Raw genomic sequence first — 23,262 nt, forward strand, 5'->3', positions numbered from 1 at the left:
CTGGGGAGAGGTGGCGATGGCCGTGAAGGATGCTCAGGATCTGCAGTTCTGGGGCACGGTCGCCGTGGTCGGCGCCGCGCTCGCGGTGGTGGCCGCCTATCTCGGGGGCGGCGCGCCGCTGGTCTGGGCGGTCGCGGGCGTCGAGGTGCTGCTGGTGATGGTCCACGTGGGCCGCCGGTTCCGACATCTCGTCCACCCCGCCGAACACCACCAGGACGGCCGCCCGGACGCCGCGCACTGCGACCGCTGCGCCCGGGCCCGCGAGCTGCGTACCCGGGCGGCGGACCGCCGGGCCGGCTACGCGGCCTCGGGCCACGGCACCCCGGGCCAGCGCGTCCCGGCCCACGCCGTCTCAGGCCACGGTGTAGGCCACCAGCGAGACACCTACGTACTGCACGATGAAGGCCCCGAGGGTGAAGGCATGGAAGACCTCGTGGAATCCGAACCATCGCGGTGACGGGTTCGGCCGCTTGAGCCCGTACACCACGCCGCCGATGCTGTAGAGCAGACCGCCGACGATCATCAGCGTGATCACGGCGACGCCGCCGGTGTGCAGGAAGTCGGGCATGAAGAAGACCGCGGCCCAGCCGAGCGCCAGGTAGCACGGGGTGTAGAGCCAGCGCGGCGCGCCGACCCAGAACACCCGGAAGGCGATCCCGGCCAGCGCCCCGCCCCAGACCAGCCAGAGCAGCAGCTGCTGCCGCCCGCCGTGCAGCAGCAGGATGGTGAACGGCGTGTAGGTCCCCGCGATGATCAGGAAGATGTTCGCGTGGTCCAGCCGCCGCAGCACGGCTTCGCCGCGCGGGCCCCAGGTGAAGCGGTGGTAGACGGCGCTGACGCCGAAGAGCAGCCAGGCCGTGGCCGAGTAGAGCGCGCAGGCGATCCGCGCCTGCGTCGTGTCGGCCAGGCAGATCAGCACGATCCCGGCGGCCAGCGAGGCCGGGAACATGCCGGCGTGCAGCCACCCGCGCCAGGCCGGCTTCTGCTCGGCGGCGGAGGCGGTCACCGCCCCACCGACCGCCGCCGGACCGCTGCTCTCCCCTACTACCCCGCAGGCCCCGAGCGGCGCGGGGACCCCATCGTGCTGATCCGCAGTCATGAGCGTCATGCTACCTACGGCTGCGTAGGTTACCAATAAGTAGGAAGTGGCTCGCGTCACTTTTGGACAATGTGGAGCGGTTGGATGTGATCGGGGCAACGTTGACGAGTGTCGCTGATGGCCGCAGATCTGCCAGTTTTTGGCCATGGTGTAGCAAAACTTGCGGCAAGGAGTACGCAGAGCCAAATTCCCGGTTGCGAGGCGGAGCTACGGTGTAACCACCCTCAACCCCCGGACGCCTGATCACGGTCGATCAGGCGTGAAACGGAGCGATCGTGTCGTACGAGAACTCTGCCGTCAGCACGGCTGCCCCCACCCGCCACGCCCGCCTGGCGCAGTGGGTCAACGAGATCGCCGAGCTCACCCAGCCGGACCGCATCGAGTGGTGCGACGGCTCGGAGGAGGAGTACCAGCGCCTCGCCGACCTGCTGGTCGCCCAGGGCACCTTCAAGAAGCTCAACCCCGAGAAGCGGCCCAACTCCTACTACGCCGCCTCCGACCCGAGTGACGTGGCACGCGTCGAGGACCGCACCTTCATCTGCTCCGAGCAGGAGAAGGACGCCGGCCCGACCAACCACTGGAAGGCCCCGGCGGAGATGCGCGACATCTTCTCCGGCGAGAACGGCCTGTTCCGGGGCGCGATGAAGGGCCGCACGATGTACGTCGTGCCGTTCTCGATGGGCCCGGTCGGCTCCCCGCTGGCTGCCTACGGTGTCGAGATCACCGACTCCGCCTACGTCGCGGTCTCGATGCGCGTGATGACCCGGATGGGTCAGGCCGTGCTCGACCAGCTCGGCGAGGACGGCGAGTTCGTCAAGGCCGTGCACACCGTCGGCGCCCCGCTGGCCGAGGGCGAGACCGACGTCCCGTGGCCGTGCAACAGCACCAAGTACATCTCGCACTTCCCGGAGAGCCGGGAGATCTGGTCCTTCGGCTCGGGCTACGGCGGCAACGCGCTGCTCGGCAAGAAGTGCTACGCGCTGCGGATCGCCTCCACCATGGCCCGGGACGAGGGCTGGCTGGCCGAGCACATGCTGGTGCTCAAGCTCACCGCCCCGAACCAGGACGTCAAGTACATCGCGGCGGCCTTCCCGAGCGCCTGCGGCAAGACCAACCTGGCCATGCTCCAGCCCACCATCCCGGGCTGGAAGGTGGAGACCATCGGCGACGACATCGCCTGGATGCGGTTCGGCGCCGACGGCCGGCTCTACGCCATCAACCCGGAGGCCGGCTTCTTCGGCGTCGCCCCCGGCACCGGCACGGAGACCAACGCCAACGCGATCGACACCCTGTACGGCAACACCGTCTTCACCAACGTCGCGCTGACCGACGACGGCGACGTCTGGTGGGAGGGCCTCACCGAGCAGCCGCCGGCGCACCTGACCGACTGGCGCGGCAACGACTGGACGCCGGAGTCCGGCACCCCGGCCGCCCACCCCAACGCGCGGTTCGCCGTCCCGGCCGCGCAGTGCCCGACCATCGCGCCGGAGTGGGAGGACCAGGCCGGCGTGCCGATCTCGGCGATCCTGTTCGGCGGCCGCCGGGCCACCGCCGTCCCGCTGGTCACCGAGTCCTTCGACTGGCAGCACGGCGTCTTCCTGGGCTCCAACATCGCCTCCGAGAAGACCGCGGCCGCCGAGGGCACGGTGGGCGAGCTGCGCCGCGACCCGTTCGCGATGCTGCCGTTCTGCGGCTACAACATGGGCGACTACTTCGCGCACTGGCTGAAGCTGGGCGCCGAGGCGGACGCCGAGAAGCTGCCGAAGATCTACTACGTCAACTGGTTCCGCAAGGACGCCGACGGCAACTTCGTCTGGCCGGGCTACGGCGAGAACAGCCGGGTGCTCAAGTGGATCGTCGAGCGCCTGCAGGGCGCCGGCGAGGGCGTGGAGACCCCGATCGGCGTGCTGCCCACCAAGGACGCGCTGGACCTGGACGGCCTGGAGCTCTCCGACGCCGACCTGGAGCTGCTGCTCTCGGTGGACCCGGAGATCTGGCGCCAGGAGGCCGCGCTGATCCCGGCGCACCTGGAGCTGTTCGGGGAGCACACCCCCGAGGCGCTCTGGGACGAGTACCGGGCGCTGGTGAAGCGGCTCGGCTGAGGCCGACCGCACCGAAACCTGCTGAATAGCCGACTCGGCACACCCTCACCGAGTCAGCGCCGACGGCCGCGGCCCTCGGTGCGGCGGTCCCTCCCCGACCAGGATCACAGGGACCGCCGCGCTGTGGACCGCGGCCGTCGGAGTTTCGGCGCAGCCAGCAGCCAGCAGCCAGCAGCAGCCGGCAGCAGCGAGGAGAGCCGTGGATCAGACCTGGACGTACCCGGCGAGGAAGTCGCCGATCCGGGTCACCGCGTCCTCGATCTCCTCCGGGCGCGGCAGCGTGACCAGCCGGAAGTGGTCCGGCTCCGGCCAGTTGAAGCCGGTGCCCTGGACGATCAGGATCCGCTGCGAGCGCAGCAGGTCCAGCACCATCTGGGCGTCGTCCTTGATCTTGTAGACCGCGGGGTCTATCCGCGGGAAGGCGTAGAGCGCGCCCTTCGGCTTCACGCAGCTGACCCCGGGGATCTCGTTGAGCAGCCGGTGGGCGGCGTCCCGGGACTCCAGCAGCCGGCCGCCCGGCAGGATCAGGTCCTTGATCGACTGCCGGCCGCCGAGCGCCGCGGCCACCGCGTGCTGGGCCGGCATGTTGGCGCACAGCCGCATCGAGGCCAGCACGTTCAGGCCCTCGATGTAGCTGCGGGCCCGGTGCCGGTCGCCGGAGAGCACCATCCAGCCGGAGCGGAAGCCGGCCACCCGGTAGGCCTTGGACATGCCGTTGAAGGTGACGCAGAACAGGTCGGGGGCCAGGGTGGCCAGCGGCACGTGCTCGGCGTCGTCGTAGAGGATCTTGTCGTAGATCTCGTCCGCGTAGACCACCAGCCTGTTGCGGCGGGCGATCTCCACGATCCCCTCCAGCACCTCGCGGGGGTAGACCGCGCCGGTCGGGTTGTTGGGGTTGATCACCACGATCGCCCGGGTCCGGTCGGTCACCTTGGCCTCGATGTCGGCCAGGTCCGGGTACCACTCGGACTGCTCGTCGCAGCGGTAGTGCACGGCGGTGCCGCCGGCCAGGCTGACCGAGGCGGTCCACAGCGGGTAGTCGGGGGCGGGCACCAGCACCTCGTCGCCGTCGTCCAGCAGCGCCGTCATGGCCAGCTGGATCAGCTCCGAGACGCCGTTGCCGAGGAAGACGTCGTCCACCGTGAGGCCGTGCAGGCCGCGCTCCTCGTACTGCATCACCACGGCGCGGCGGGCCGAGAGCAGGCCCTTGGAGTCGCCGTAGCCGTGGGCGTTGGCGAGGTTGCGCAGGATGTCCTGCAGGATCTCCGGCGGGGCCTCGAAGCCGAAGGCCGCCGGATTGCCGGTGTTCAGCTTGAGGATGCGGTGCCCCTGGTCCTCCAGGCGCATCGCCTCGTCGAGCACCGGGCCGCGGATGTCGTAGCAGACATTGGCGAGCTTGCTGGACTGGGTGACCTGCATGGGCAAACTGTACGGGTCGGCGGGCCCGCGACGCGTGTGTTCCGTCTCACGGGCCGGGGGTAAAGGGGTGGGCGTGATCGCGGAGAGCGTGGCAGCGCTGGGCGGGTTGGCGGCGGCACCGGTGCTGAGGGGAACGGCCGCGCGGCTGTCCGTGCCCCGGGGCGAGGCGCCGCGGAACTGCGCCTGCGGGCGCCCGCCGGTCTGGCTGCCGCCGACCGGTCGCTGCCCGGGATGCGCGGCGGCCTTCGGGCCGGCCCCGCTGGGCGTGGAGCTGGTCGCGGCGGCCACCGGCGCGGCGGTCGGCGCGGCCGTCTGCTGGCCGATCGGGCCGGCCCTGGTCTGGGTGGCGCTCCTCGGCGTGCTGCTCGCCTTCGTCGACGGCGCGGTGCACCGGCTGCCGGACGCCCTCACTCTGCCACTGGCCGGCGGCACTGCCGTCCTGCTGGCCCTCGCCGCCCTGCTGGACCACCGCGCCGGCACCCTCACCCGCTGCCTGCTCGGCGCGCTGGCCCTGCTCCTCTTCTATGGACTGCTCTCGCTGCTCGGCCCGCTCGGCTGGGGCGACGTCAAACTCGCCCCCACCCTCGGCGCCCTGCTCGCCTGGTACGGCTGGCGGCCGCTCCTCCAGGGCACCGTCGCCGGCTTCCTGCTCGCCGCCGCCTGGGGCACCGTCCTCCTCCTCACCGGCCGCGCCAAGGCCAAGGACCCCCTGCCGTTCGGCCCGTGCATGCTGCTGGGCGCGCTGGTCGGGGTCCTGGCGGCGGGGTGAACGGCGCGGGGCCCGCCGCACCTGCTCGGTGTGGCGGGCCCCGCGGGGGTGTGGCGGGCCCCTCCCTCAAGAGGCCGGGCGCACCCCGGAGGTGCGGCTCAGGGGGTGGTTACTGCATGCCGTGGGCGTGGTTGCCGACGTTGGTGGAGAAGTCGTTGCCGTTCTTGGCGTCCCAGTTGGTGGACCAGGCCATCGCACCGCGGATGGTCGGCCACTTGGCCGGCGGGACGAAGGTGCCGCAGTTGGTGCCGGTGGCCAGGCAGTCCAGGGCGTTGTCGACGACGGTGGAGTTGACGTAGCCGCCGCCCGCCGCGGAGCTGGAGGCCGGGACGCCGATGCCGATCTGGGCCGGGTTCAGGCCGCCCTGGACGTAGGAGCAGACCTGGGAGGTGATGAAGTCCTCGGTGCCCTGGTTGTAGTTCTTGCCGTCACAGCCGGGCATCGAACCCGAGTTGTAGAACTGGGTGTTGACGACGGTGAGGATGTCCTTGGTGTTCAGCGCGAGCTGGTAGTAGCCGGCCGTCGTGGTGTACATGTCCATGGTCTGCGGGGCCATGGTGAGCACGAAGCCGCTGCCGACCTTGGTGGCGAGGGTGTGCAGCGCCTGCGACATGTAGGTCGCGTTGATGCCGTTCTCCAGGTCGATGTCGACGCCGTCGAAACCGTAGTTCTGGATGATCGAGTAGGCGCTGTTGGCGAAGTTGGCGGCCGAGGCCGAGTCGCCGACCGTGATGGCGCCGTTCTGGCCGCCGACCGAGATGATGACCTTCTTGCCGGCCGCGTGCTTGGCGGCGATGTCCGCCTTGAACTGGGCGTCGGTGTAACCGCCCAGGTTCTTCGCCAGGGTCGGGTCGATGGAGAAGTCGATCGCGCCCGGCGTGGTGGTGGCGTTGGCGAAGGAGACCGCGATGATGTCGTAGTTCGACTGGACGTCGGAGATCTTCTGGTCCGTCGCGCCGTTGTCGAAGTCCTGGTAGTAGCCGGTGATCAGGTGCTTCGGCAGGCTGCCGCCGCCACCGGTGCCGCCGGTCGGGGTGGCGGTGGGGGTGGGGGTCGGCGTGGGGGTGGCGCTCTGCGTGGGCGTCGGGGTCGGGGTCGGGGTGGCGCTCTTGGTCGGCGTCGGCGTCGGCGTGGGGGTCGGCGTGGCGCTCTGCGAAGGCGAGGCCGAGGCCGAGGCCGAGGCCGAGGGGGTCGGCGTGGGCGTCGGGGTCGGGGTCGAGCTGCCGGCCGGGCCGGTCAGGGTGATGTCGTCCGCGGTGTAGGCGCCCTGCCCGTACCAGCCGTGCAGGTAGATGGTGACGCTGGTGGTGCTCGCCCCGGTGGTGAAGCTGGTGGAGAGCTGGTTCCAGGAGGTCTGGTTGGACCAGGTGCTCGGGTCGGTGCCGCCGGTGCCGGTGGCACCCAGGTAGACGTACGGTCCCTGCACCCAACCAGCCAGCGTGTAGCTGGAGTTGGGCTGCACCGGAATGGTCTGGGTGCACTGCGCGGTGTCCCCGGCGCTGGGCGCGGCCTGCAGCGCGCCGGTGCCGCCGTGCACCGGGGAGGAGACCGCGGAGGCGGTGCCCGAGCAGGTCCAGCCGCTCAGGCCGCTCTCGAAGCCGCCGTTGCTGACCAGGTTGCCGACCGCGGCGCTGGCGCCGCCGGCGAAGAGCGCGAGGCCGGTGCCGGCCAGGGCGAGGGCGGTGGTGCCGGCGGCCAGCGCGGGGAGCGCGCGGCGGGGGCGGCGGTGCGAGGACGAGACCGTACGGGTCATGTGGTGCTCTCCTGAGAGGAGGAGAGGAGCCGCCGCGGTGGGGGTCGCGGCGGCCCCGTGTGGGGGAGGGACGTACCTGAGGAAACGCAACTGCCCGCAGTGAGTTCGGGCCCCGGTCGGACTCTCCGGTTGAACCCGCAACTGCTTGTCGAACAAGCTGGACTAGACCATTGGCATGCGTCAAGCATTCGCCGGTTGCTTACGCATTCTTTAAGAATCCGGAGACCTCTTCGTGTCCGTGCCGATGCCGTTTCGAGAGCGCCTTCCGGAGCCCTTCCGGCGATCCGCCGGACCCCGGTGCGACCTGCGGCTTTCCGGCTCCCGGGGGTGCCGGAGTACGCTGCCCCGGGACCCGTGGCAGCCAGGGCTGGGGGACCAAGGGGGTCAGAGCCGGAGGGGCTGAGATAGTGATGGGCCTGCGCGATCTCGTCGAGCGCACACCGGGGCTGCGCACGGTGCTCGGCGGCATGTACCGCCTCTACGGCCAGCGGGTCGAGGTGCACCTCGGCCGGACCCCGCACCACGTCGGCGTGATCATGGACGGCAACCGCCGCTGGGCCAAGGCGGCCGGCGGCACCACCGCCTACGGCCACCAGCGCGGCGCCGACAAGATCACCGAGTTCCTGGGCTGGTGCGACGAGACCAACATCGAGGTCGTCACCCTCTGGATGCTCTCCACCGACAACCTCTCCCGCCCCGCCGAGGAGCTGGTCCCGCTGCTCGGGATCATCGAGGACGCGGTGACCGGCCTGGCCGCAGCGCGCCGTTACAAGGTCAACCCGATCGGCACCCTGGATCTGCTGCCGGGCAACACCGCCCGGATCCTCAAGGAGGCCGCCGAGGCCACCGCCCACCTGGAGGGCATCACGGTCAACGTGGCGGTCGGCTACGGCGGCCGGCACGAGATCGCCGACGCCGTCCGCTCGCTGCTGCAGGAGCACGCCGACCGCGGCACCTCGATCGAGGAGCTGGTGGAGATCCTGGACGTCGAGCACATCGCCGAGCGCCTCTACACCAAGGGCCAGCCCGACCCCGACCTGGTGATCCGGACCTCCGGGGAGCAGCGGCTGAGCGGCTTCCTGCTCTGGCAGAGCGCGCACAGCGAGTTCTACTTCTGCGAGGCCTACTGGCCGGCCTTCCGCAAGGTCGACTTCCTGCGCGCCCTGCGCGCGTACGAACAGCGACACCGCCGTTACGGCGGCTGACCTCGGACGCACGCCCGGCGCGGCTCACCAAGAATTCACGTGCACTGATCAACGTCTTGGCTTTGCGGGGCATGTCCGACGCCTCGTCAGGGCATATAACTGCCAGACCGGCACCCTGACCAACAGGGGCACGGGGGCCGGTGAGCCGCGGGTGACGCAGGGTCACCCGCCCTGGAGGCCTAGTGGTCAGTACCAAGAGCCGCCGGACACCAGACCGGCGCACGTACGTCCTCGACACCAGCGTGCTCCTGGCGGATCCGCTCGCCATGACCCGGTTCGAAGAGCACGAGGTGGTGCTCCCGGTGGTCGTGGTCACGGAGCTGGAGGCCAAGCGCCACCATCCCGAGCTGGGCTACTTCGCCCGCCAGGCCCTGCGCCTGCTCGACGACTTCCGGATCCGCCACGGGCGGCTGGACGAGCCCATCCCGGTCGGGGAGATCGGCGGCTCGATCCGGGTCGAGCTGAACCACTCCGACCCCTCGGTGCTGCCGGCGGGCTACCGGATCGGCGGTGGCGAGGCGGACACCCGGATCCTCGCGGTGGCCCGCAACCTGCAGGCGGAGGGGTACGACGTCACCGTCGTCTCCAAGGACCTGCCGATGCGGATCAAGGCCAGCGCGGTCGGCCTGCTCGCGGAGGAGTACCGGGCGGAGCTGGCGATCACCTCCGGCTGGACCGGAATGTCCGAACTGTCCGTCCCGGCCGACCAGGTGGACGAACTGTTCGGCGCGCCGCACGACACCGCCCTCGCGGTGGACGGTGCCGAGGAGCTGCCCGTGCACACCGGGCTGGTGCTCGGCTCGGAGCGCGGACGGGCGCTCGGCCGGGTCACCGTGGACGGCCGGGTCAAGCTGGTCCGCGGCGACCGCGAGGCCTTCGGCCTGCGCGGGCGCAGCGCGGAGCAGCGGGTGGCGCTGGACCTGCTGCTCGACCCCGAGGTGGGGATCGTCTCGCTGGGCGGCCGGGCCGGCACCGGCAAGTCGGCGCTGGCGCTCTGCGCGGGCCTGGAGGCGGTGCTGGAGCGCCGCCAGCACCGCAAGGTGATGGTCTTCCGCCCGCTCTACGCGGTCGGCGGCCAGGATCTGGGCTACCTGCCCGGCAGCGAGTCGGAGAAGATGAGCCCGTGGTCCCAGGCGGTCTTCGACACCCTCGGGGCGGTCACCACGCCCGCGGTGATCGAGGAGGTGATCTCCCGCGGGATGCTGGAGGTGCTGCCGCTGACCCACATCCGGGGCCGCTCGCTGCACGACGCCTTCGTGATCGTGGACGAGGCCCAGTCGCTGGAGCGCAACGTGCTGCTGACGGTGCTCTCGCGGATCGGCCAGGGCTCCCGGGTGGTGCTGACCCACGACGTGGCGCAGCGGGACAACCTGCGGGTGGGCCGCTATGACGGTGTGGTGGCGGTGGTGGAGAAGCTGAAGGGGCATCCGCTCTTCGCACACATCACCCTCACACGCTCCGAGCGCTCCCCGATCGCCGCTCTGGTGACCGAGATGCTGGAGGACATCCAGCCCTGACGGGCCCGGCCCGGGCCTCGCCCGGCGCGGCACGTCGGCGAACGATCCGCCCGGACCGGGGCTTTGACCCGGTCCGGGCGGATCGTCAGCACATCCGACCGGTGGCCGTCCGGTGAACCGGCCATTCACCTTTCAGGGCGTCATGTGAGCTTCGCCACGCAACCGGGACTTGCGCACCCGCGTCCCCGTTCGGCATGGTGTGGTTTCTGTCAGGCCCCGCGTACGGCCCGCTGGTTAAGCGTCAACTGAATATGGCCGGTCCGTACGCCGCCCGATCTCCACGCCCGTCCCGGTCTCCGGGGCGGACGCCGGGCCCGTACCTCCCGTGACCAACAGCAGGCGGAGGACAGTGACCAGGGGCATGTTGCGTCCTCACGGTCACGCGGGGGCGACGCTGGAAGGAAACCATGTGACTCGGATCTCGGTCCGGGGAGTTGCCGTGGCCTCCGCCACCGCGGTCACCGCTGTCGGTGCCGTGGTCGGGATGGCCTCGGGCAGCGAGGCCAAGCCGTCCCAGGTTGCGGACATCGCGGGCGCCACGCTGCTCGCCGACGTCCCCGGCTCCTCCGACGCGCAGGCCATCAGCGACAACATCGCCCAGCAGGCCACCGCGCAGCAGCAGCAGGCCGCCGCCGCGGCGCAGAAGGCCGCTGCCGAGGCCGCTCGGGTCAAGGCCGCCGCCGACGCGCAGGCCAAGGCCGACGCGGACAAGGCCGCCGCCGATGCCGCCGCCAAGGCCAAGGCCGCCGCGGATGCCGCCCAGGCCGCCGCGAACCGGGCCAAGGCCCGTTCCCAGCTCGCCGTCACCAACTCGTCGAGCTCGGACTCCTCGTCGTCCTCGAGCTCGACGCCGGTCTCGGTCAGCCCCGGTTCGGCCCAGGCGATCGCCCAGAGCATCATCGGCGACAGCACCCAGTTCCAGTGCTTCAGCAACATCGTGTCGCGCGAGAGCGGCTGGAACTACCAGGCGATGAACCCGTCCGGTGCCTACGGCCTGGTGCAGGCGCTGCCCGGCTCCAAGATGGCCTCGGCCGGTTCCGACTGGCGCACCAACCCCGCGACCCAGATCAAGTGGGGCCTGGGCTACATGAACGACCGCTACGGCAGCCCGTGCGGCGCCTGGTCGTTCTGGCAGGCCCACAGCTGGTACTGAGTCGTCCTCGAATTCCGCTCGCCCCCGGCCGTTCCGGCCGGGGGCTTCGGCGGTTTGCGGCCCCAATGCTCCATCCGGGTGAGTCCAGCGGGTAGCGTGACTCCCGCAGCGCCGTGCCTGACGTGCGGCCGACCGGAGGGACGGAACGCAGATGGCACGGGGCGAGCGGCGCGACCGGGTACTGTCCTCGGTCGCCGGCTGGGCTGGCAGGGCGGCCGGGGCACTGGCCAAGCGGGCGGCCGAGGCGAGCATGGCCGATCAGGACGAGCTGCCGCCGGTGCACGAGCCGTCCGCCTCGCCGCGCGCGCCGCGGCGGGCCGCGGCCGCGGCGGTGCCCGAGCCGGCCCCGGTGCCGATCCGCGAGCGCCCGCGCAACCCCCACCCGACCCGCCCGGCCACTCCGGCCGAGGCGGTGCCCTGGGGCCTGCGGGTGGCGGCGGAGTCCACCTGGCGGCTGGTGGTGCTCGGCTTCGCGCTCTACGTGGTCTTCCAAGTGGTCGACATGCTGCGGGTGGTGGCCTTCGCGGTGTTGGCCGGCGTGCTGGTCTCCGCGCTGCTCGAACCCACCGTCTCCTGGCTGCGCCGGCACGGGGTGCCGCGGTCGCTGGCCGCGCTCGGCACCTTCCTGGCCGGTCTGGTCAGCATCGGGCTGGTCGGCTGGTTCGTGGTCTGGCAGGTCACCAGCAACATCGACGACGTCTCCAGCAAGGCCCAGAAGGGTGTCGGGCAGCTGCACGACTGGCTGGTCAAGGGCCCGTTCCACCTGACGCACCAGCAGCTGCAGGACTTCACCACCCAGGTGCAGAGCGCCATCGGCAGCAACACCAACCAGATCACCTCGCTCGGCTTCAGCACCGTGGGCATCGTGATCGACCTGGTCACCGGGACCCTGCTGGCCGCCTTCACCACCTACTTCCTGCTCTACGACGGGGCCCGGATCTGGAGTTGGGTGCTGCGCGGACTGCCGCAGCAGTCCCGGTACGCGATGGCGGGGGCCGGCCCCAAGGCCTGGGCCACGCTGACCGCCTACGTCCGCGGCACCGTCGCGGTGGCCTTCATCGACGCGCTCTGCATCGGCATCGGCATCGACCTGCTGGGCGTGCCGCTGGCCGTGCCGCTGGCCGTGATCATCTTCCTGGGCGCCTTCGTCCCGCTGGTCGGCGCCCTGGTCACCGGCACCCTGGCGGTGCTGGTCGCGCTGGTCACCCAGGGAGTGCCGACGGCCGGCCTGGTGCTGGTGGTGCTGGTCGCCGTGATGCAGATCGAGGGCCACCTGCTGCAGCCGCTGATCCTCGGGCGGGCGGTCCGGGTGCACCCGCTGGCGGTGGTGCTCGGGGTGGCCTCCGGCTCGATCATCGGCGGGATCGGCGGCGCGGTGGTCGCGGTGCCGCTGATCGCCGTGATCAACACCGTGGTCGGCCACCTGCGGCGGCGCAACGCGGCCGCCGACGAGGTCTTCGTGGCCCTGGAGACGGCCCAGGACGCGGCCGAGGCCCGGCAGGAGCCGGTGCCCCATCCGGCACAGGAGTCCGCCGACGCCGACCCCTCCCGGGAAGTCCCCCTCGCGACCTAAACTGCCGTCATGTATGTGACCAGGCTGGGCATCTCGGGCCTGCGGGGCTTCACCCCGGTCCGGGAGGTGCGGCAGCTGGAGCTGCCGGCGGCGGGCTGGACGGTGCTCGCCGGGCGCAACGGCGCGGGCAAGACCACCCTGCTGCGCGCGCTGGCGCTGGCGCTGGGCGGCCCGTCGGTGGCCCGCAGCCTGGTCAGCGACTTCTCCGGCTGGCTGACGGCGGGTGAGCGGACCGGCTGGGTGCAGGCCTTCGTCCGCCCGGACTGGTCGGTGGACAGGCTCTCCGGCAGCGGCAAGGCGCCCAAGTACGACCTGCAGCTGGGCCTGCGCTGGACCCTGCCGCAGGCGCCGGGCACCCCGGTGGTCCGCGGTCCGCGGCCCGAGCTGGAGGCGTTCGGCTCGGCCAGCCCGGAGCGCGGCCCCTGGGCGGAGAACCCGCGCGGCTGGTTCTTCGCCGGCTACGGCCCGTTCCGCCGGCTGTTCGGCGGCGCGGGGGAGACCCAGCGGCTGATGCTCTCGGCCGGCCCGGTCGGCCGGCTGGCCACCCTGTTCCACGAGGAGGCCTCGCTCGCCGAGGGCGTCTCCTGGCTGATCGACCAGCACGTGCGGCGGCTGGAGGGCCGGCCCGGCGCCCAGGAGGCGCTGGACGTGGTCGGCCACCTGCTCTCCGACGGCCTGCTGCCGGACGGGTTCCGGGTGGCCCGGGTGGACTCCGACGGGCTCTGGGTGGACCGCGGCGGCGGCCCCGAGTTCCCGCTGCGCGAGCTGAGCGACGGCTACCGCACGGTGGCCGCGCTGGTGCTGGACCTGGTCCGGCAGTTCCAGAGCTGCTACGGCCGGCTGGAGCAGGACGAGTCCGGGGCGGTCACGCTGCCCGGCGTGGTGCTGATCGACGAGGTGGACGCCCACCTGCACGTCAGCTGGCAGCAGCGGATCGGCCCCTGGCTGACGGCGCACTTCCCCCGGGTGCAGTTCATCGTCTCCACCCACAGCCCGTACATCTGCCAGGCCGCCGCGCCCGGCGGGCTGATCCGGATAGCCGGGCCGGAGGAGGACGAGCCGCCGCAGCCGGTCGGCGAGGCGCTGTACCGCCGGGTGGTCTACGGCAGCGGGGACGACGCGGTGCTCTCCGACCTGTTCGGCCTGGAGTCGCCCTACTCGGCCCGGGCCGAGGACGCCCGGCGCCGGATCGGCGACCTGGAGGGCCGGGTGCTGGCGGGCGACGCGGACGACGCGGAGCTGGCCGAGTACCAGGAGCTGACCGACACGCTGATGAGCTCGCTCTCGGCCCGGGTGGACGAGGTGTCGGCGCGGCTCGGGCGCCCGCGGTGATCCCGCTGCAGCGGGCGCCGTTACCCGTGGAGCTGACCGAGCGGATGGCGGCCCGGTCCGGGCGGATCGGCACCCACCGGGGGGGCGCCCGGGAGTCCTGGCGGGACGCCAGGACGATCCGCCGCGACCTGGCGGTGCACCTGATCGCGATGTCGGCCGGCCTGTCCCGGTGCATGTACTGCGGGGACAGCGAGGGCACCAGCATCGACCACTTCCAGCCGATCGCGCTGGCCCCGCAGCGCGCCTTCGACTGGCTCAACCACCTGTGGGCCTGCGCCTTCTGCAACAGCAACCAGAAGCGCGACCTCTACCCGGTGGACCGGCAGGGGCAGGCGCTGCTGATCGACCCGACCACCGACGAGCCGGCCGAGCACCTGCAGCTGGTGCTGGCCACCGGCGCCTACCGGCCGCGCACCCCGAAGGGGCGGGAGACGGTGCGGGTCTTCGGCCTGGACCGCCCGGTGCTGGAGCGCGGCCGGGCGCACGCCTACGTGCGCTGCCGCTCGATGCTGCGCGACCTGGCCCGGCTGACCGCGGAGCGGGAGGCGGCCGAGGCCCGCGAGGTGGCACAGGCGCTGGCCGTGCAGCCGTTCGCCGACGTGCTCTACGAGATGCTGCGGCTGCGCACCGCGCCGCGGGCGGCGCTGGTCTTCGGCGCCGAGACGGTGGCGGGCCTGGACGCGCTGACGGGGCCCCACTCGGTGAAGTGGGGCCCCGTCAACCGCTGAGGCGGCTCAGGAGGCGAGCGCGGCCTCGGCGTCCAGCACGGACGCGACGGCCTGCACCACGGCGGCGATCCGGATGGCGACCTGGACCGTCTCGCGGTCCACGCCGGCCTTGCGCAGCACCTGCTCGTGCGAGTCCAGGCACTGGCCGCAGCCGTTGATCGCGGAGACCGCGAAGCACCAGAACTCGAAGTCGACCTTCTCCACGCCCGGGTTGCCGATGACGTTCATCCGCAGCCCGGTCCGCAGCTTCGCGTACTCCTCGTGGTCCGAGAGGAGGTGCGTGGTGCGGTAGTAGACGTTGTTCATCGCCATGATCGCGGCAGCGGCCTTGGCGGCGGTGTACGCCTCCTCGGAGAGCAGTTCGCGGGCCTGCGGCTCCAGCTCGGCCAGCACCGGCTTGCTGCCGGTGGCCATCGCGCAGGAGAGCACGGTGCCCCAGAGCTGCTGCTGCGGCAGGTCGGAGTTGCCGATCACCGCGGAGAGGTTGAGCTTCAGGTCCTTGGCGTACTCGGGCAGCCGGGACTTCAGGTCGTCGAGGGCCATCGGGCTCAGCCGGCCAGCAGGGCGGCGGCGTCGAGGGTGTCCTCGCCCTTGTTCCAGTTGCACGGGCACAGCTCGTCGGTCTGCAGGGCGTCCAGCACCCGCAGGACCTCCTTGGGGTTACGGCCGACCGAGCCGGCGGTCACCATGACGAACTGGATCTCGTTGTTCGGGTCCACGATGAAGACGGCGCGCTGGGCGGTGCCGTCGGCGCCCTCGACGCCGCAGGCGCGCATCAGCTCGTGCTTGATGTCGGCCAGCATCGGGAAGGGCAGGTCACGCAGGTCGGCGTGGTCCTTGCGCCAGGCGTGGTGGACGAACTCCGAGTCGCCGGAGACGCCGAGGATCTGGGCGTCGCGGTCGGCGAACTCCTCGTTCAGCTTGCCGAACGCGGCGATCTCGGTCGGGCAGACGAAGGTGAAGTCCATGGGCCAGAAGAAGACGATCTTCCACTTGCCCTCGTAGGTCTTGTGGTTGATGTCGGCGAAGGCCTTCGAGGCCTCCAGGTCGACACAGGCCTTGAGGTCGAACTCGGGGAACTTGTCACCGATCGTGAGCATGGTCTCGTCTCCTGGGGCGTCAGCGGGCTTCAGATAGATGCCTGGGTTTACAGGTTTCTGGTCCCGGAACGCCTATGGTTCGACGGTTCCAGGCGTGATCCACCCTGGCATGGCGGCAACTGATCAGGGAAATAGCTAGACTCGATCCATCTGATCGGAGAGAGCTATCAATACCCCGCACCCCGCCGGCCACAGCAAGCCCCGCACTCCCAGCGTCGCCCAGCTGCGCGCCTTCCTCGCCGTCGCCGAGCACCTGCACTTCCGGGAGGCCGCGGCCGCCATCGGCACCAGCCAGCCGGCCCTGTCCGGCGCGCTGGCCGCGCTGGAGGAGGCGATCGGCGCGCAGTTGGTGGAGCGTACGACACGGAAGGTCATCATCACCCCACTGGGGGAGCGGGTGGCCGTGCACGCGCGCCGGGCGCTGGCCGCCCTGCACAGCCTGACCGAGGAGGTGGAGGCCTCCCGGCGCCCGTTCACCGGCCCGCTGCACCTGGGGGTGATCCCCACCGTCGCGCCCTACCTGCTGCCGACCGTGCTGCGGCTGGTCCGGGAGAGCTACCCCGACCTCGACCTGCACGTGCACGAGGAGCGCACCAGCTCGCTGCTGGAGGGGCTGGCCGCCGGGCGGCTGGACCTGCTGCTGCTGGCGCTGCCGGCCGGCGGCTCGGTGCCGACCCGGGAGATCCCGCTCTTCGACGAGGACTTCGTGCTGGTCACGCCGCCCGAGCACGAGCTGGCCGGGCGGACCGACCTGCCCCGGGACGCCCTGCTCGACCTGGACGTGCTGCTGCTGGAGGAGGGGCACTGCCTGCGCGACCAGGCGCTGGACCTCTGCCGGGAGGTGGGCGCCGACTTCTCCGGCAGCTCCACCCGGGCGGCGGGCCTCTCCACCCTGGTGCAGCTGGTGGCCGGCGGGCTCGGGGTGACCCTGCTGCCCGCCACCGCGCTGGCGGTGGAGGCCGGCCGGGCCGACCGGCTGGCCGCGGTGCGGTTCGCCGAGCCCGCGCCGGGCCGGCGGATCGGGCTGGCGGCCCGCCCGGGTTCGGCCCGTTCGGCGGAGTACGACCGCTTCGCGGACTCGCTGCGGACCGTGCTGCGGGACCTGCCGGTGCGGATCGTCAGCCACTAGCAGGCCCCCGTATGGGTGACTCTGCACCGTCGTGTCGTCATCTGACGATCAGTCAATCCTACTTAGGTGCCTGCCTTTCCCGTCCGTCAAGCCCTGGTCGACCGACTTCCCGGTCGCCTCGCCGACTCCCCACCCCGGGGGTGAGCTGGATCCGAATCGGAGTTCCGGCAGTGCGAGGGAGACAGCGGCGTGGGAGCGCAGACCGAAACCGAAGTCGAACCGGACGAGACCACCCCACCGCCCCCGGAGCGGCGTCCCGGCCTGCTGCGCCGGCTCTGGCGCCGCCGCCCGGTCAAGGTGGTGCTGGCGCTCTTCGCCGTCTTCCTGACCTGGTTCAGCTGGTCGCTCGGCGGCGCGCTGCTCGCCCCGGGCAACGACAGCAACCTCGCCCGGGTCGCCGAGTGGGCCCGCGACCACCACCTCGGCCCGCTGGTCACCGGACTGGAGACGGCCCAGTACAAGATGAACCCGCCCAAGGTCGGCGGCCGCCCCACCATCGCGCTCGGCCCGGCCGGCCCCACCCCGGCCCAGGCCGTCTCCGGCGCCGCCCAGGCCGCCGAGGGCAAGCACGCCCAGGGCCCGACCACCAGCCCGATCCAGCTCGCCCCGCTGACCTCCCCGGCCGGCGACCCGCTGCCCGGCGAGGGCGCCTGGAAGGTGATCGGCACCGCCCAGGGCGTGCCGGCCGTGCAGGCCGCGATGCTGCGCCCCGACAACGAGCACACCTCCTACGTGGCCGCCGTGGTCTCGATGGACCAGCGGCTGGTCCGGTTCCAGCTGCACCCCGGCACCGACGACCCGGGCCCGGACAACTGGGGCGTGCCGCCGAACATCCCCGCCGACGCCCGGGCCGGCCTGCTGGCCAGCTTCAACGGCGGCTTCAAGGTCGGCGAGGCCCGCGGCGGCTTCTACCTCAACGGCGTCACCCACGGCACGCTGGCCCAGGGCGCGGCCTCGCTGGTCTTCTACAAGGACGGCCACACCACCGTCGGCACCTGGGGCGGCGACGTCCAGCTGACCCCCGACGTGGTCGGCGTCCGGCAGAACCTGCGCCCGATCATCACCGGCGGCCAGGTGGCCGGCGACGTGGACGAGGCGATCGAGAGCGGCTGGGGCCTGACCATCGGCGGCAAGTTCTTCGTCTGGCGCTCCGGCGCCGGCGTCACCGCCGACGGCCGGCTGGTCTACGCCTACGGCCCCGCGCTCTCCGTGCGCACCCTGGCCGAGCTGCTGCACCAGGCCGGCTGCGTCACCGCGATGCAGCTGGACATCAACCCGGCCTGGATGTCCTTCAACTACTACGCGCCCACCGCCGACCCGGCCGCCCCCGCGCCGAACAAGCTGCTGCCCGACCAGGAGCGGCCCGCCGACCGGTACTTCGAGCCGACCAGCCGCGACTTCACCGCGGTCTACGCCCGATGACCGCGGGGCCGCCGGTACTGCCGGCCCCCGAGCTGGAGCCGGTGCCCGCCACCGCCTCCACGGCCCGCACGATCGGCTGGCCGCGCGCGGTGCTGCGCACCTCGCGGCCCCGGCAGTGGCCGAAGAACCTGCTGGTCTTCGCCGCCCCGGTGGCCGGCGCCGACCGCGGCCGGGTGGTCGGCCTGGAACCCGCGCTGATCGCCTTCGCGGTCTTCACCCTGGCCTCCTGCGCGGTCTACTTCGTCAACGACGTGGTCGACGCCGAACGGGACCGCGGCCACCCGGCCAAGCGGAGTCGCCCGGTGGCCTGCGGCGACCTGGCCGAGCGGCACGCGCTGCTGGTGGCGGCCGGCTGCGTGCTGCTGGCGCTGGCCGGCTCCGCGCTGGTCGGCAGCGCCGGGCTCTCCTTCTGCCTGGCCGGCTACCTGGCGATGTCCTTCCTCTACTCCGGCACCCTCAAGCACCTGCCGGTGCTGGAGCTGACCATGGTCGCCTCCGGCTTCGTGCTGCGCGCGCTCGGCGGCGCCGCCGCGGCGCGGGTCGCGCCCTCCGGCTGGTTCGTGCTGGTCTGCAGCCTGGGCGCGCTGCTGGTCGCGGTCGCCAAGCGGTACACCGAGCTGGCCGGCCTCGGCCCGGCCGCCGCCGCGCACCGGCCCAGCCTGCGGCACTACACGCCCGCCGGGCTGCGGGCCGCCCAGCGGGGGATCGGCGTGGCGACGATCGGCGCCTACCTGGGCTGGGCCGTGCTCAACGGCTCGCCCTGGGCGGTGGACTGCCACCTGCTCACCGCGATCCCGCTGGCCGGGGCGCTGCTCCGGTTCGACTGGCTGACCGGGCGGGCCGAGCTCGGGCGGGTCGAGGACCTGATCACCCGGGACCGGGTGATGCTGGCCTGTGAGCTCCTCTGGCTGGTGCTCTTCATCGCCGGGACGACCTGATGAGGAAGGCCTGATCAGATGAGGCTGCTGGACGGCTTCGGCCGGTGCACCGGCTCGCGCTCCGAGGTGCGCGGGCCGGTCGGGCCCGAGGCGCTGGGCGAACTGCTGGCCGCCCGCCCGGCGCGCGGCGCGCTCGCCCGCGGCGCCGGGTGCAGCTACGGCGACGCCGCGCAGAACACCGGCGGCCTGGTGCTGGCCCCCGCCGGCGACGGCATCCGCCTGGACGAGGGCGGCGGCACCGTCCGGGCGGCCGGCGCGGCCACCTTCCGGCAGATCCTGGCCGCCACCGTGCCGCGCGGACTGCTGCTCCCGGTGCTGCCCGGCACCGCCCGGCTCACCCTGGGCGGCGCCGTCGCCGCCGACGTGCACGGCAAGAACCAGCGCACCGACGGCTCGCTGGCGCACTGGCTGGAGAGCGTCGAACTGCTCGACGGCACCGGGCGGCTGCGGTACCTGACGCCCGGGCAGGAGGAGTTCCGGGCCACCGTCGGCGGGATGGGCCTGACCGGCGTGGTGCTCGCCGCCACCGTCCGGCTGATCCCGATCAGCGGCACCCGGCTGACCGTCAGCTCCCGCCGGGCCGGCGACCTGGACGCGCTGCTCGCCGAGCTCGACGGCGCCCGCAGCCGCTACACCGTCGCCTGGATCGACACCACGGCCACCGGCCCCGCGCTCGGCCGCGGCATCGTGGACCTCGGCGACCACCTGGACGAGCCGGACGGGCTCGACTACGACCCCGCGCCCGGACCGCGGGCACCCCGGCTGCCGGTCGGACCGTTCACCCCGCTCACCGCCCGCGCCTTCAACAGCCTCTGGTACCGCAAGGCGCCGCGCGAGCGGACCGGCACCCAGTCGCTGAGCGCCTTCTTCCACCGGCTGGACGCCGTCCGGGACTGGAACCGGGCGCTCGGGCCGCGCGGCTTCCTGCAGTACCAGTTCGCGGTGCCGGACGGTCAGCACGGCGTGCTGGCCGAGGTGCTGACCGAGCTGCGGCGGGCCGGGGCCGCGCCCTTCCTCGGCACCGTCAAGCGGTTCGGCCCGGGCAGCGGCTGCCCGCTCTCCTTCCCGCTGCCCGGCTGGTCGCTCGCCGTCGACCTGCCGGCCGGCGGGCCCGGGCTGCGCGCCGCGCTGGACCGGCTGGACCGGCGGGTGGCCGAGGCCGGCGGGCGGATCTACCTGGCCAAGGACGCCCGGCTGGGCCGGCCCGCCTTCGAGGCGATGTACGGGCCGCTGACCGACTGGCGCGCCGCGCGCGCCCGGCTCGACCCGGATGAAACGATGCGATCCGACCTGGGACGGAGACTGGGACTGTGTCACTGAACGCGATGAGCCGCGAGCGCACGGCGGCACCGGTGCGGACCGGGCGGATCCTGCTGCTCGGCGGCGCCAGCGAGATCGGCCACGAGATCCTGCGGGCGCTGGACGCCCCGGCCGGCTCCGAGGTGATCCTGGCCGGCCGCGACCAGGCCCGGATGGCCGAGACCGGCGCCGCACTGCCCTACACCGTGCGCACCGTGCCGTTCGACGCCACCGACCTGGACAGCCACCAGCGGCTGATCGACGGGCTGTTCGCCGAAGGGCCGATCGACCTGGTGGTCTCCGCCGCCGGGGTGCTCACCCCGCAGCAGGAGCTGGACGCCGACCCGCGGGCGGCCGGCACCCTGATCGACACCAACCTCACCGGCCACGTCACCACCCTGCTGGCCGCCGTGCCGCACCTGCGGGCCCAGCGGCGCGGACTGATCGTGGTGCTCTCCTCGGTGGCCGCGGTCCGGCCGCGCCGGGCCAACTTCGTCTACGGCGCCGCCAAGGCCGGCCTGGACGCCTTCGCCCGGGGCCTGGCCGACTCGCTGCACGGCAGCGGGGTACGGGTGCTGCTGGTCCGCCCCGGCTTCGTGATCGGGCGGATGACCGACGGCATGCCGCCCGCGCCCGCCGCCACCACCCCCGCCGAGGTCGGCGCCGCGGTGGCCGGAGCGGTGCGCTCCGGGGCCTCCGTGGTCTGGGTGCCGCGCAAGCTCGCGGTGCTCTCGGCCGGGCTGCGGCTGATGCCCAGGCCGCTCTGGCGCCGGCTGGAGCGCTGACGGCCGCTGGTCAGGCCGGGGGCAGCGCCCCCGGCAGCCGCTGCTCGAACCAGACCACCTTGCCGCCGCCCAGCCGGGTCGCACCCCAGCCGTCCGCGCACTTGGCGACCAGCTCCAGGCCCCGGCCGCGCTCCTCCTGCGGCCCGGCCTTGCGGCGGCGCGGCAGCGCCGGGCTGTCGTCGCCCACCTCGCAGCGCAGCACCGAGGTGCGGACCAGCCGGAGCGTCACCGGCTTCTTGGCGTGCTGCACCGCGTTGGTCACCAGCTCACTGACCATCAGCTCGGTGTTCTCCGCCAGCGCCTCCAGGCCCCAGCGGCGCAGCGCGTGGCCCGCCAGCCGGCGGGCCCGGCCCGGGGTCTCGTTCTTCGGCTGCAGGTACCAGTAGGCGACGTCCTCCGCCGGGATGCCGTCGAAGGCCGCCGCCAGCAGCGCGATGTCGTCCGCCCGCTCGTCCTTCGGCAGGATCCGCAGCGCCTCCTGGCAGATCTGCTCCGGCGAGTGCTGGTGGGTGCTGGAGAGCCGTTTCCGCAGCCGCTCCAGCCCCGTGCTGATCGGGCGGCGCGGGTTCTCCACCAGCCCGTCGGTGAAGAGCAGCAGCGCCGAGCCGGGCGGCGCGTCCAGCTCCTCGGAGGCGAAGTCCACCCCGCCCACCCCGATCGGCGCGCCCGCCGGCAGGTTCTCCAGCAGCTCGGCCCGGCCGTCCGGATGGATCAGGGCCGGCGGCATGTGGCCCGCGTTGGCCACCACGACCCGGTTGGCGATCGGGTCGTAGACCGCGAAGACGCAGGTCGCCAGGTGCTCCTCGCGGCCCAGCCGCTGCGCCTGCTCGTCCAGGTGGTAGAGCACCTCGTGCGGCGGCAGGTCCAGCGCGGCCAGGGTCTGCGCGCTGGTGCGCAGCTGGCCCATCACCGCGGCCGAGGTCAGCGAATGGCCCATCACGTCGCCGACCACCAGGGCCACCCGGTTGCCGGGCAGCGGGATCGCGTCGTACCAGTCCCCGCCCACCTGGGACTCGCTCTCGCCCGGCAGGTAGCGGTGCGCCAGCCGTACCCCGTGCGGCTGCGGCAGGTGGGTCGGCAGCATGCTGCGCTGCAGGCCGTCCGCGATCTCCGACTCCCGGGTGTAGCGGTAGGCGGTGTCCACCGCCAGGCCCGCCACGGTGGCCAGGTGGGCGGCGGTGCGGGTGTCGGTGGCGTCGAACCGGGCCGGCTCCTTGCTCCGCCGCGGTGGCCGGCGGACCAGGACCAGCACGCCGAGCAGCGACTCGTCGTCGCGCTGGGCGGTGCGGCCGCGGCGGCGCTGGGCCGAGGTGGCGGCCGTGCGGCCCTGCAGCGGCAGCACCAGCAGGGCGGTGCCGCGGGCCAGCCCGGCCAGCGCCCGGGCCCCGTACAGCTCCAGCAGTACCGGGTGCAGCCGCTCGCCCTCGGCGCTGCCCAGCACCACCGGGCCGGGCAGCAGCCCGCCGCGGATCAGCCGGTCCAGCGGCCCGCCCCGACGGACCGTCACCGGGCCCCGCCCGTTGCCCAGCCGGGTGCCCTCGGCCCGGTGCAGCGACAGCTCCAGCGGCGGCTCGGGATCGCGCCCGCGGGTCGCCCCGGGCGCCCAGCTGCGCAGGTGCACCAGGGCGGCGTCGGCCAGCTCCGGGACCAGCACGCCGGTCAGGGTGCGCACCGTGGCGACCGGGTCGAGGCTGGTGGTGATCAGCCGGGTGGCGCCGTTGAGGTAGGCGAGTCGTTCCTCCACGGCCTGCCGGACCCGCAGGTTCAGCGGGCGCTGCACGGCCGGGGCGTGGTCGCCCTGCTCGTCGTGGTCCTGCTGCGGGCCGGGCGGCGGGTGGCGCTGCGTCGGCACGGCGGGGGAGCGGCCGGCCTGGGGAGGGGGAAGGTCGCGCACGGCTGCCTGTTCTTACTGGTCGAGGGCTGGTCGAGGGACGGGTGC

At 72.9% G+C, this 23,262-nt stretch carries 20 protein-coding genes; 14 read left to right on the forward strand and 6 right to left on the reverse strand.

What is annotated here, in order from left to right; genetic code table 11:
* Nucleotides 1–22 precede the first annotated feature (22 nt).
* Nucleotides 23–457 carry a hypothetical protein gene (locus tag ACFYNO_RS20375; protein WP_388013872.1) on the forward strand — a complete coding sequence of 145 codons (435 nt, stop codon included), beginning with the start codon at nucleotides 23–25 and terminating at the stop codon, nucleotides 455–457.
* Here ACFYNO_RS20375 and ACFYNO_RS20380 read toward each other — a convergent pair.
* Nucleotides 353–1,108: a hemolysin III family protein gene (locus ACFYNO_RS20380; RefSeq protein WP_388013875.1), complete on the reverse strand. Its 756-nt coding sequence runs from the start codon at nucleotides 1,106–1,108 to the stop codon at nucleotides 353–355. The genes ACFYNO_RS20375 and ACFYNO_RS20380 overlap by 105 nt on opposite strands.
* A gap of 266 nt (nucleotides 1,109–1,374) precedes the next feature.
* Here ACFYNO_RS20380 and ACFYNO_RS20385 point away from each other — a divergent pair, with 266 nt between their 5' ends.
* Complete coding sequence (locus tag ACFYNO_RS20385; RefSeq protein WP_388013878.1) at nucleotides 1,375–3,201, forward strand: phosphoenolpyruvate carboxykinase (GTP); 1,827 nt, start codon at nucleotides 1,375–1,377, stop codon at nucleotides 3,199–3,201.
* A 204-nt stretch (nucleotides 3,202–3,405) separates the two neighbouring features.
* On the opposite strand, the gene ACFYNO_RS20390 is transcribed toward ACFYNO_RS20385, so the two are convergent.
* The gene (locus ACFYNO_RS20390) at nucleotides 3,406–4,620 is read right to left on the reverse strand and encodes a pyridoxal phosphate-dependent aminotransferase (protein WP_388013881.1); all 1,215 of its coding nucleotides are present in this window, start codon (nucleotides 4,618–4,620) and stop codon (nucleotides 3,406–3,408) included.
* 73 nt (nucleotides 4,621–4,693) lie between these two features.
* Here ACFYNO_RS20390 and ACFYNO_RS20395 point away from each other — a divergent pair, with 73 nt between their 5' ends.
* The gene (locus tag ACFYNO_RS20395; RefSeq protein ID WP_388013884.1) at nucleotides 4,694–5,389 is read left to right on the forward strand and encodes a prepilin peptidase; all 696 of its coding nucleotides are present in this window, start codon (nucleotides 4,694–4,696) and stop codon (nucleotides 5,387–5,389) included.
* Nucleotides 5,390–5,498: 109 nt separating this feature from the next.
* On the opposite strand, the gene ACFYNO_RS20400 is transcribed toward ACFYNO_RS20395, so the two are convergent.
* Nucleotides 5,499–7,142, reverse strand: a complete 1,644-nt coding sequence (locus ACFYNO_RS20400; protein ID WP_388013887.1) for a chitinase — start codon at nucleotides 7,140–7,142, stop codon at nucleotides 5,499–5,501.
* A gap of 410 nt (nucleotides 7,143–7,552) precedes the next feature.
* On the opposite strand from ACFYNO_RS20400, the gene ACFYNO_RS20405 reads away from it, so the two are divergent.
* From ACFYNO_RS20405 to ACFYNO_RS20430, 6 genes are all read left to right on the forward strand, one after another.
* Nucleotides 7,553–8,347: an isoprenyl transferase gene (locus ACFYNO_RS20405; RefSeq protein ID WP_388013890.1), complete on the forward strand. Its 795-nt coding sequence runs from the start codon at nucleotides 7,553–7,555 to the stop codon at nucleotides 8,345–8,347.
* 182 nt (nucleotides 8,348–8,529) lie between these two features.
* The gene (locus ACFYNO_RS20410) at nucleotides 8,530–9,864 is read left to right on the forward strand and encodes a PhoH family protein (protein ID WP_388013893.1); all 1,335 of its coding nucleotides are present in this window, start codon (nucleotides 8,530–8,532) and stop codon (nucleotides 9,862–9,864) included.
* 361 nt (nucleotides 9,865–10,225) lie between these two features.
* Nucleotides 10,226–11,017 (forward strand): transglycosylase SLT domain-containing protein, encoded by a 792-nt coding sequence (locus ACFYNO_RS20415; RefSeq protein ID WP_388013896.1) that lies wholly within the window; start codon nucleotides 10,226–10,228, stop codon nucleotides 11,015–11,017.
* A 181-nt stretch (nucleotides 11,018–11,198) separates the two neighbouring features.
* Nucleotides 11,199–12,590 carry an AI-2E family transporter gene (locus ACFYNO_RS20420; RefSeq protein WP_388014048.1) on the forward strand — a complete coding sequence of 464 codons (1,392 nt, stop codon included), beginning with the start codon at nucleotides 11,199–11,201 and terminating at the stop codon, nucleotides 12,588–12,590.
* Between the two features lie 9 nt (nucleotides 12,591–12,599).
* Complete coding sequence (locus ACFYNO_RS20425) at nucleotides 12,600–13,922, forward strand: AAA family ATPase (RefSeq protein ID WP_388013899.1); 1,323 nt, start codon at nucleotides 12,600–12,602, stop codon at nucleotides 13,920–13,922.
* 26 nt (nucleotides 13,923–13,948) lie between these two features.
* Nucleotides 13,949–14,650 (forward strand): HNH endonuclease, encoded by a 702-nt coding sequence (locus ACFYNO_RS20430; RefSeq protein WP_388013902.1) that lies wholly within the window; start codon nucleotides 13,949–13,951, stop codon nucleotides 14,648–14,650.
* A 6-nt stretch (nucleotides 14,651–14,656) separates the two neighbouring features.
* Here ACFYNO_RS20430 and ACFYNO_RS20435 read toward each other — a convergent pair whose 3' ends face one another.
* Entirely contained in the window at nucleotides 14,657–15,193 is a 537-nt protein-coding gene (locus ACFYNO_RS20435) for a carboxymuconolactone decarboxylase family protein (RefSeq protein WP_388013905.1), read from the reverse strand.
* A 5-nt stretch (nucleotides 15,194–15,198) separates the two neighbouring features.
* On the reverse strand, nucleotides 15,199–15,750 hold the full coding sequence (locus ACFYNO_RS20440; RefSeq protein WP_388013908.1) for a peroxiredoxin: 552 nt from the start codon (nucleotides 15,748–15,750) through the stop codon (nucleotides 15,199–15,201).
* A gap of 166 nt (nucleotides 15,751–15,916) precedes the next feature.
* Here ACFYNO_RS20440 and ACFYNO_RS20445 point away from each other — a divergent pair, with 166 nt between their 5' ends.
* From ACFYNO_RS20445 to ACFYNO_RS20465, 5 genes are all read left to right on the forward strand, one after another.
* Entirely contained in the window at nucleotides 15,917–16,879 is a 963-nt protein-coding gene (locus ACFYNO_RS20445; protein WP_388014051.1) for a LysR substrate-binding domain-containing protein, read from the forward strand.
* A gap of 189 nt (nucleotides 16,880–17,068) precedes the next feature.
* Nucleotides 17,069–18,301, forward strand: a complete 1,233-nt coding sequence (locus ACFYNO_RS20450; RefSeq protein WP_388013911.1) for a hypothetical protein — start codon at nucleotides 17,069–17,071, stop codon at nucleotides 18,299–18,301.
* Nucleotides 18,298–19,239 carry a decaprenyl-phosphate phosphoribosyltransferase gene (locus tag ACFYNO_RS20455; protein ID WP_388013914.1) on the forward strand — a complete coding sequence of 314 codons (942 nt, stop codon included), beginning with the start codon at nucleotides 18,298–18,300 and terminating at the stop codon, nucleotides 19,237–19,239. The genes ACFYNO_RS20450 and ACFYNO_RS20455 overlap by 4 nt, the downstream gene beginning before the upstream one ends.
* 18 nt (nucleotides 19,240–19,257) lie before the next feature.
* On the forward strand, nucleotides 19,258–20,559 hold the full coding sequence (locus tag ACFYNO_RS20460; RefSeq protein WP_388013917.1) for an FAD-dependent oxidoreductase: 1,302 nt from the start codon (nucleotides 19,258–19,260) through the stop codon (nucleotides 20,557–20,559).
* On the forward strand, nucleotides 20,550–21,323 hold the full coding sequence (locus ACFYNO_RS20465; RefSeq protein ID WP_388013922.1) for an SDR family NAD(P)-dependent oxidoreductase: 774 nt from the start codon (nucleotides 20,550–20,552) through the stop codon (nucleotides 21,321–21,323). The genes ACFYNO_RS20460 and ACFYNO_RS20465 overlap by 10 nt, the downstream gene beginning before the upstream one ends.
* A 10-nt stretch (nucleotides 21,324–21,333) precedes the next feature.
* Here the strand turns inward: ACFYNO_RS20465 and ACFYNO_RS20470 are convergent, their stop codons facing one another.
* On the reverse strand, nucleotides 21,334–23,217 hold the full coding sequence (locus ACFYNO_RS20470) for a SpoIIE family protein phosphatase (RefSeq protein WP_388013925.1): 1,884 nt from the start codon (nucleotides 23,215–23,217) through the stop codon (nucleotides 21,334–21,336).
* Between the last annotated feature and the right edge of the window lie 45 nt (nucleotides 23,218–23,262).

Origin of the sequence: Kitasatospora sp. NPDC006697 (genome assembly GCF_042869935.1) — a bacterium.
Taxonomy (GTDB): Bacteria; Actinomycetota; Actinomycetes; order Streptomycetales; family Streptomycetaceae; genus Kitasatospora.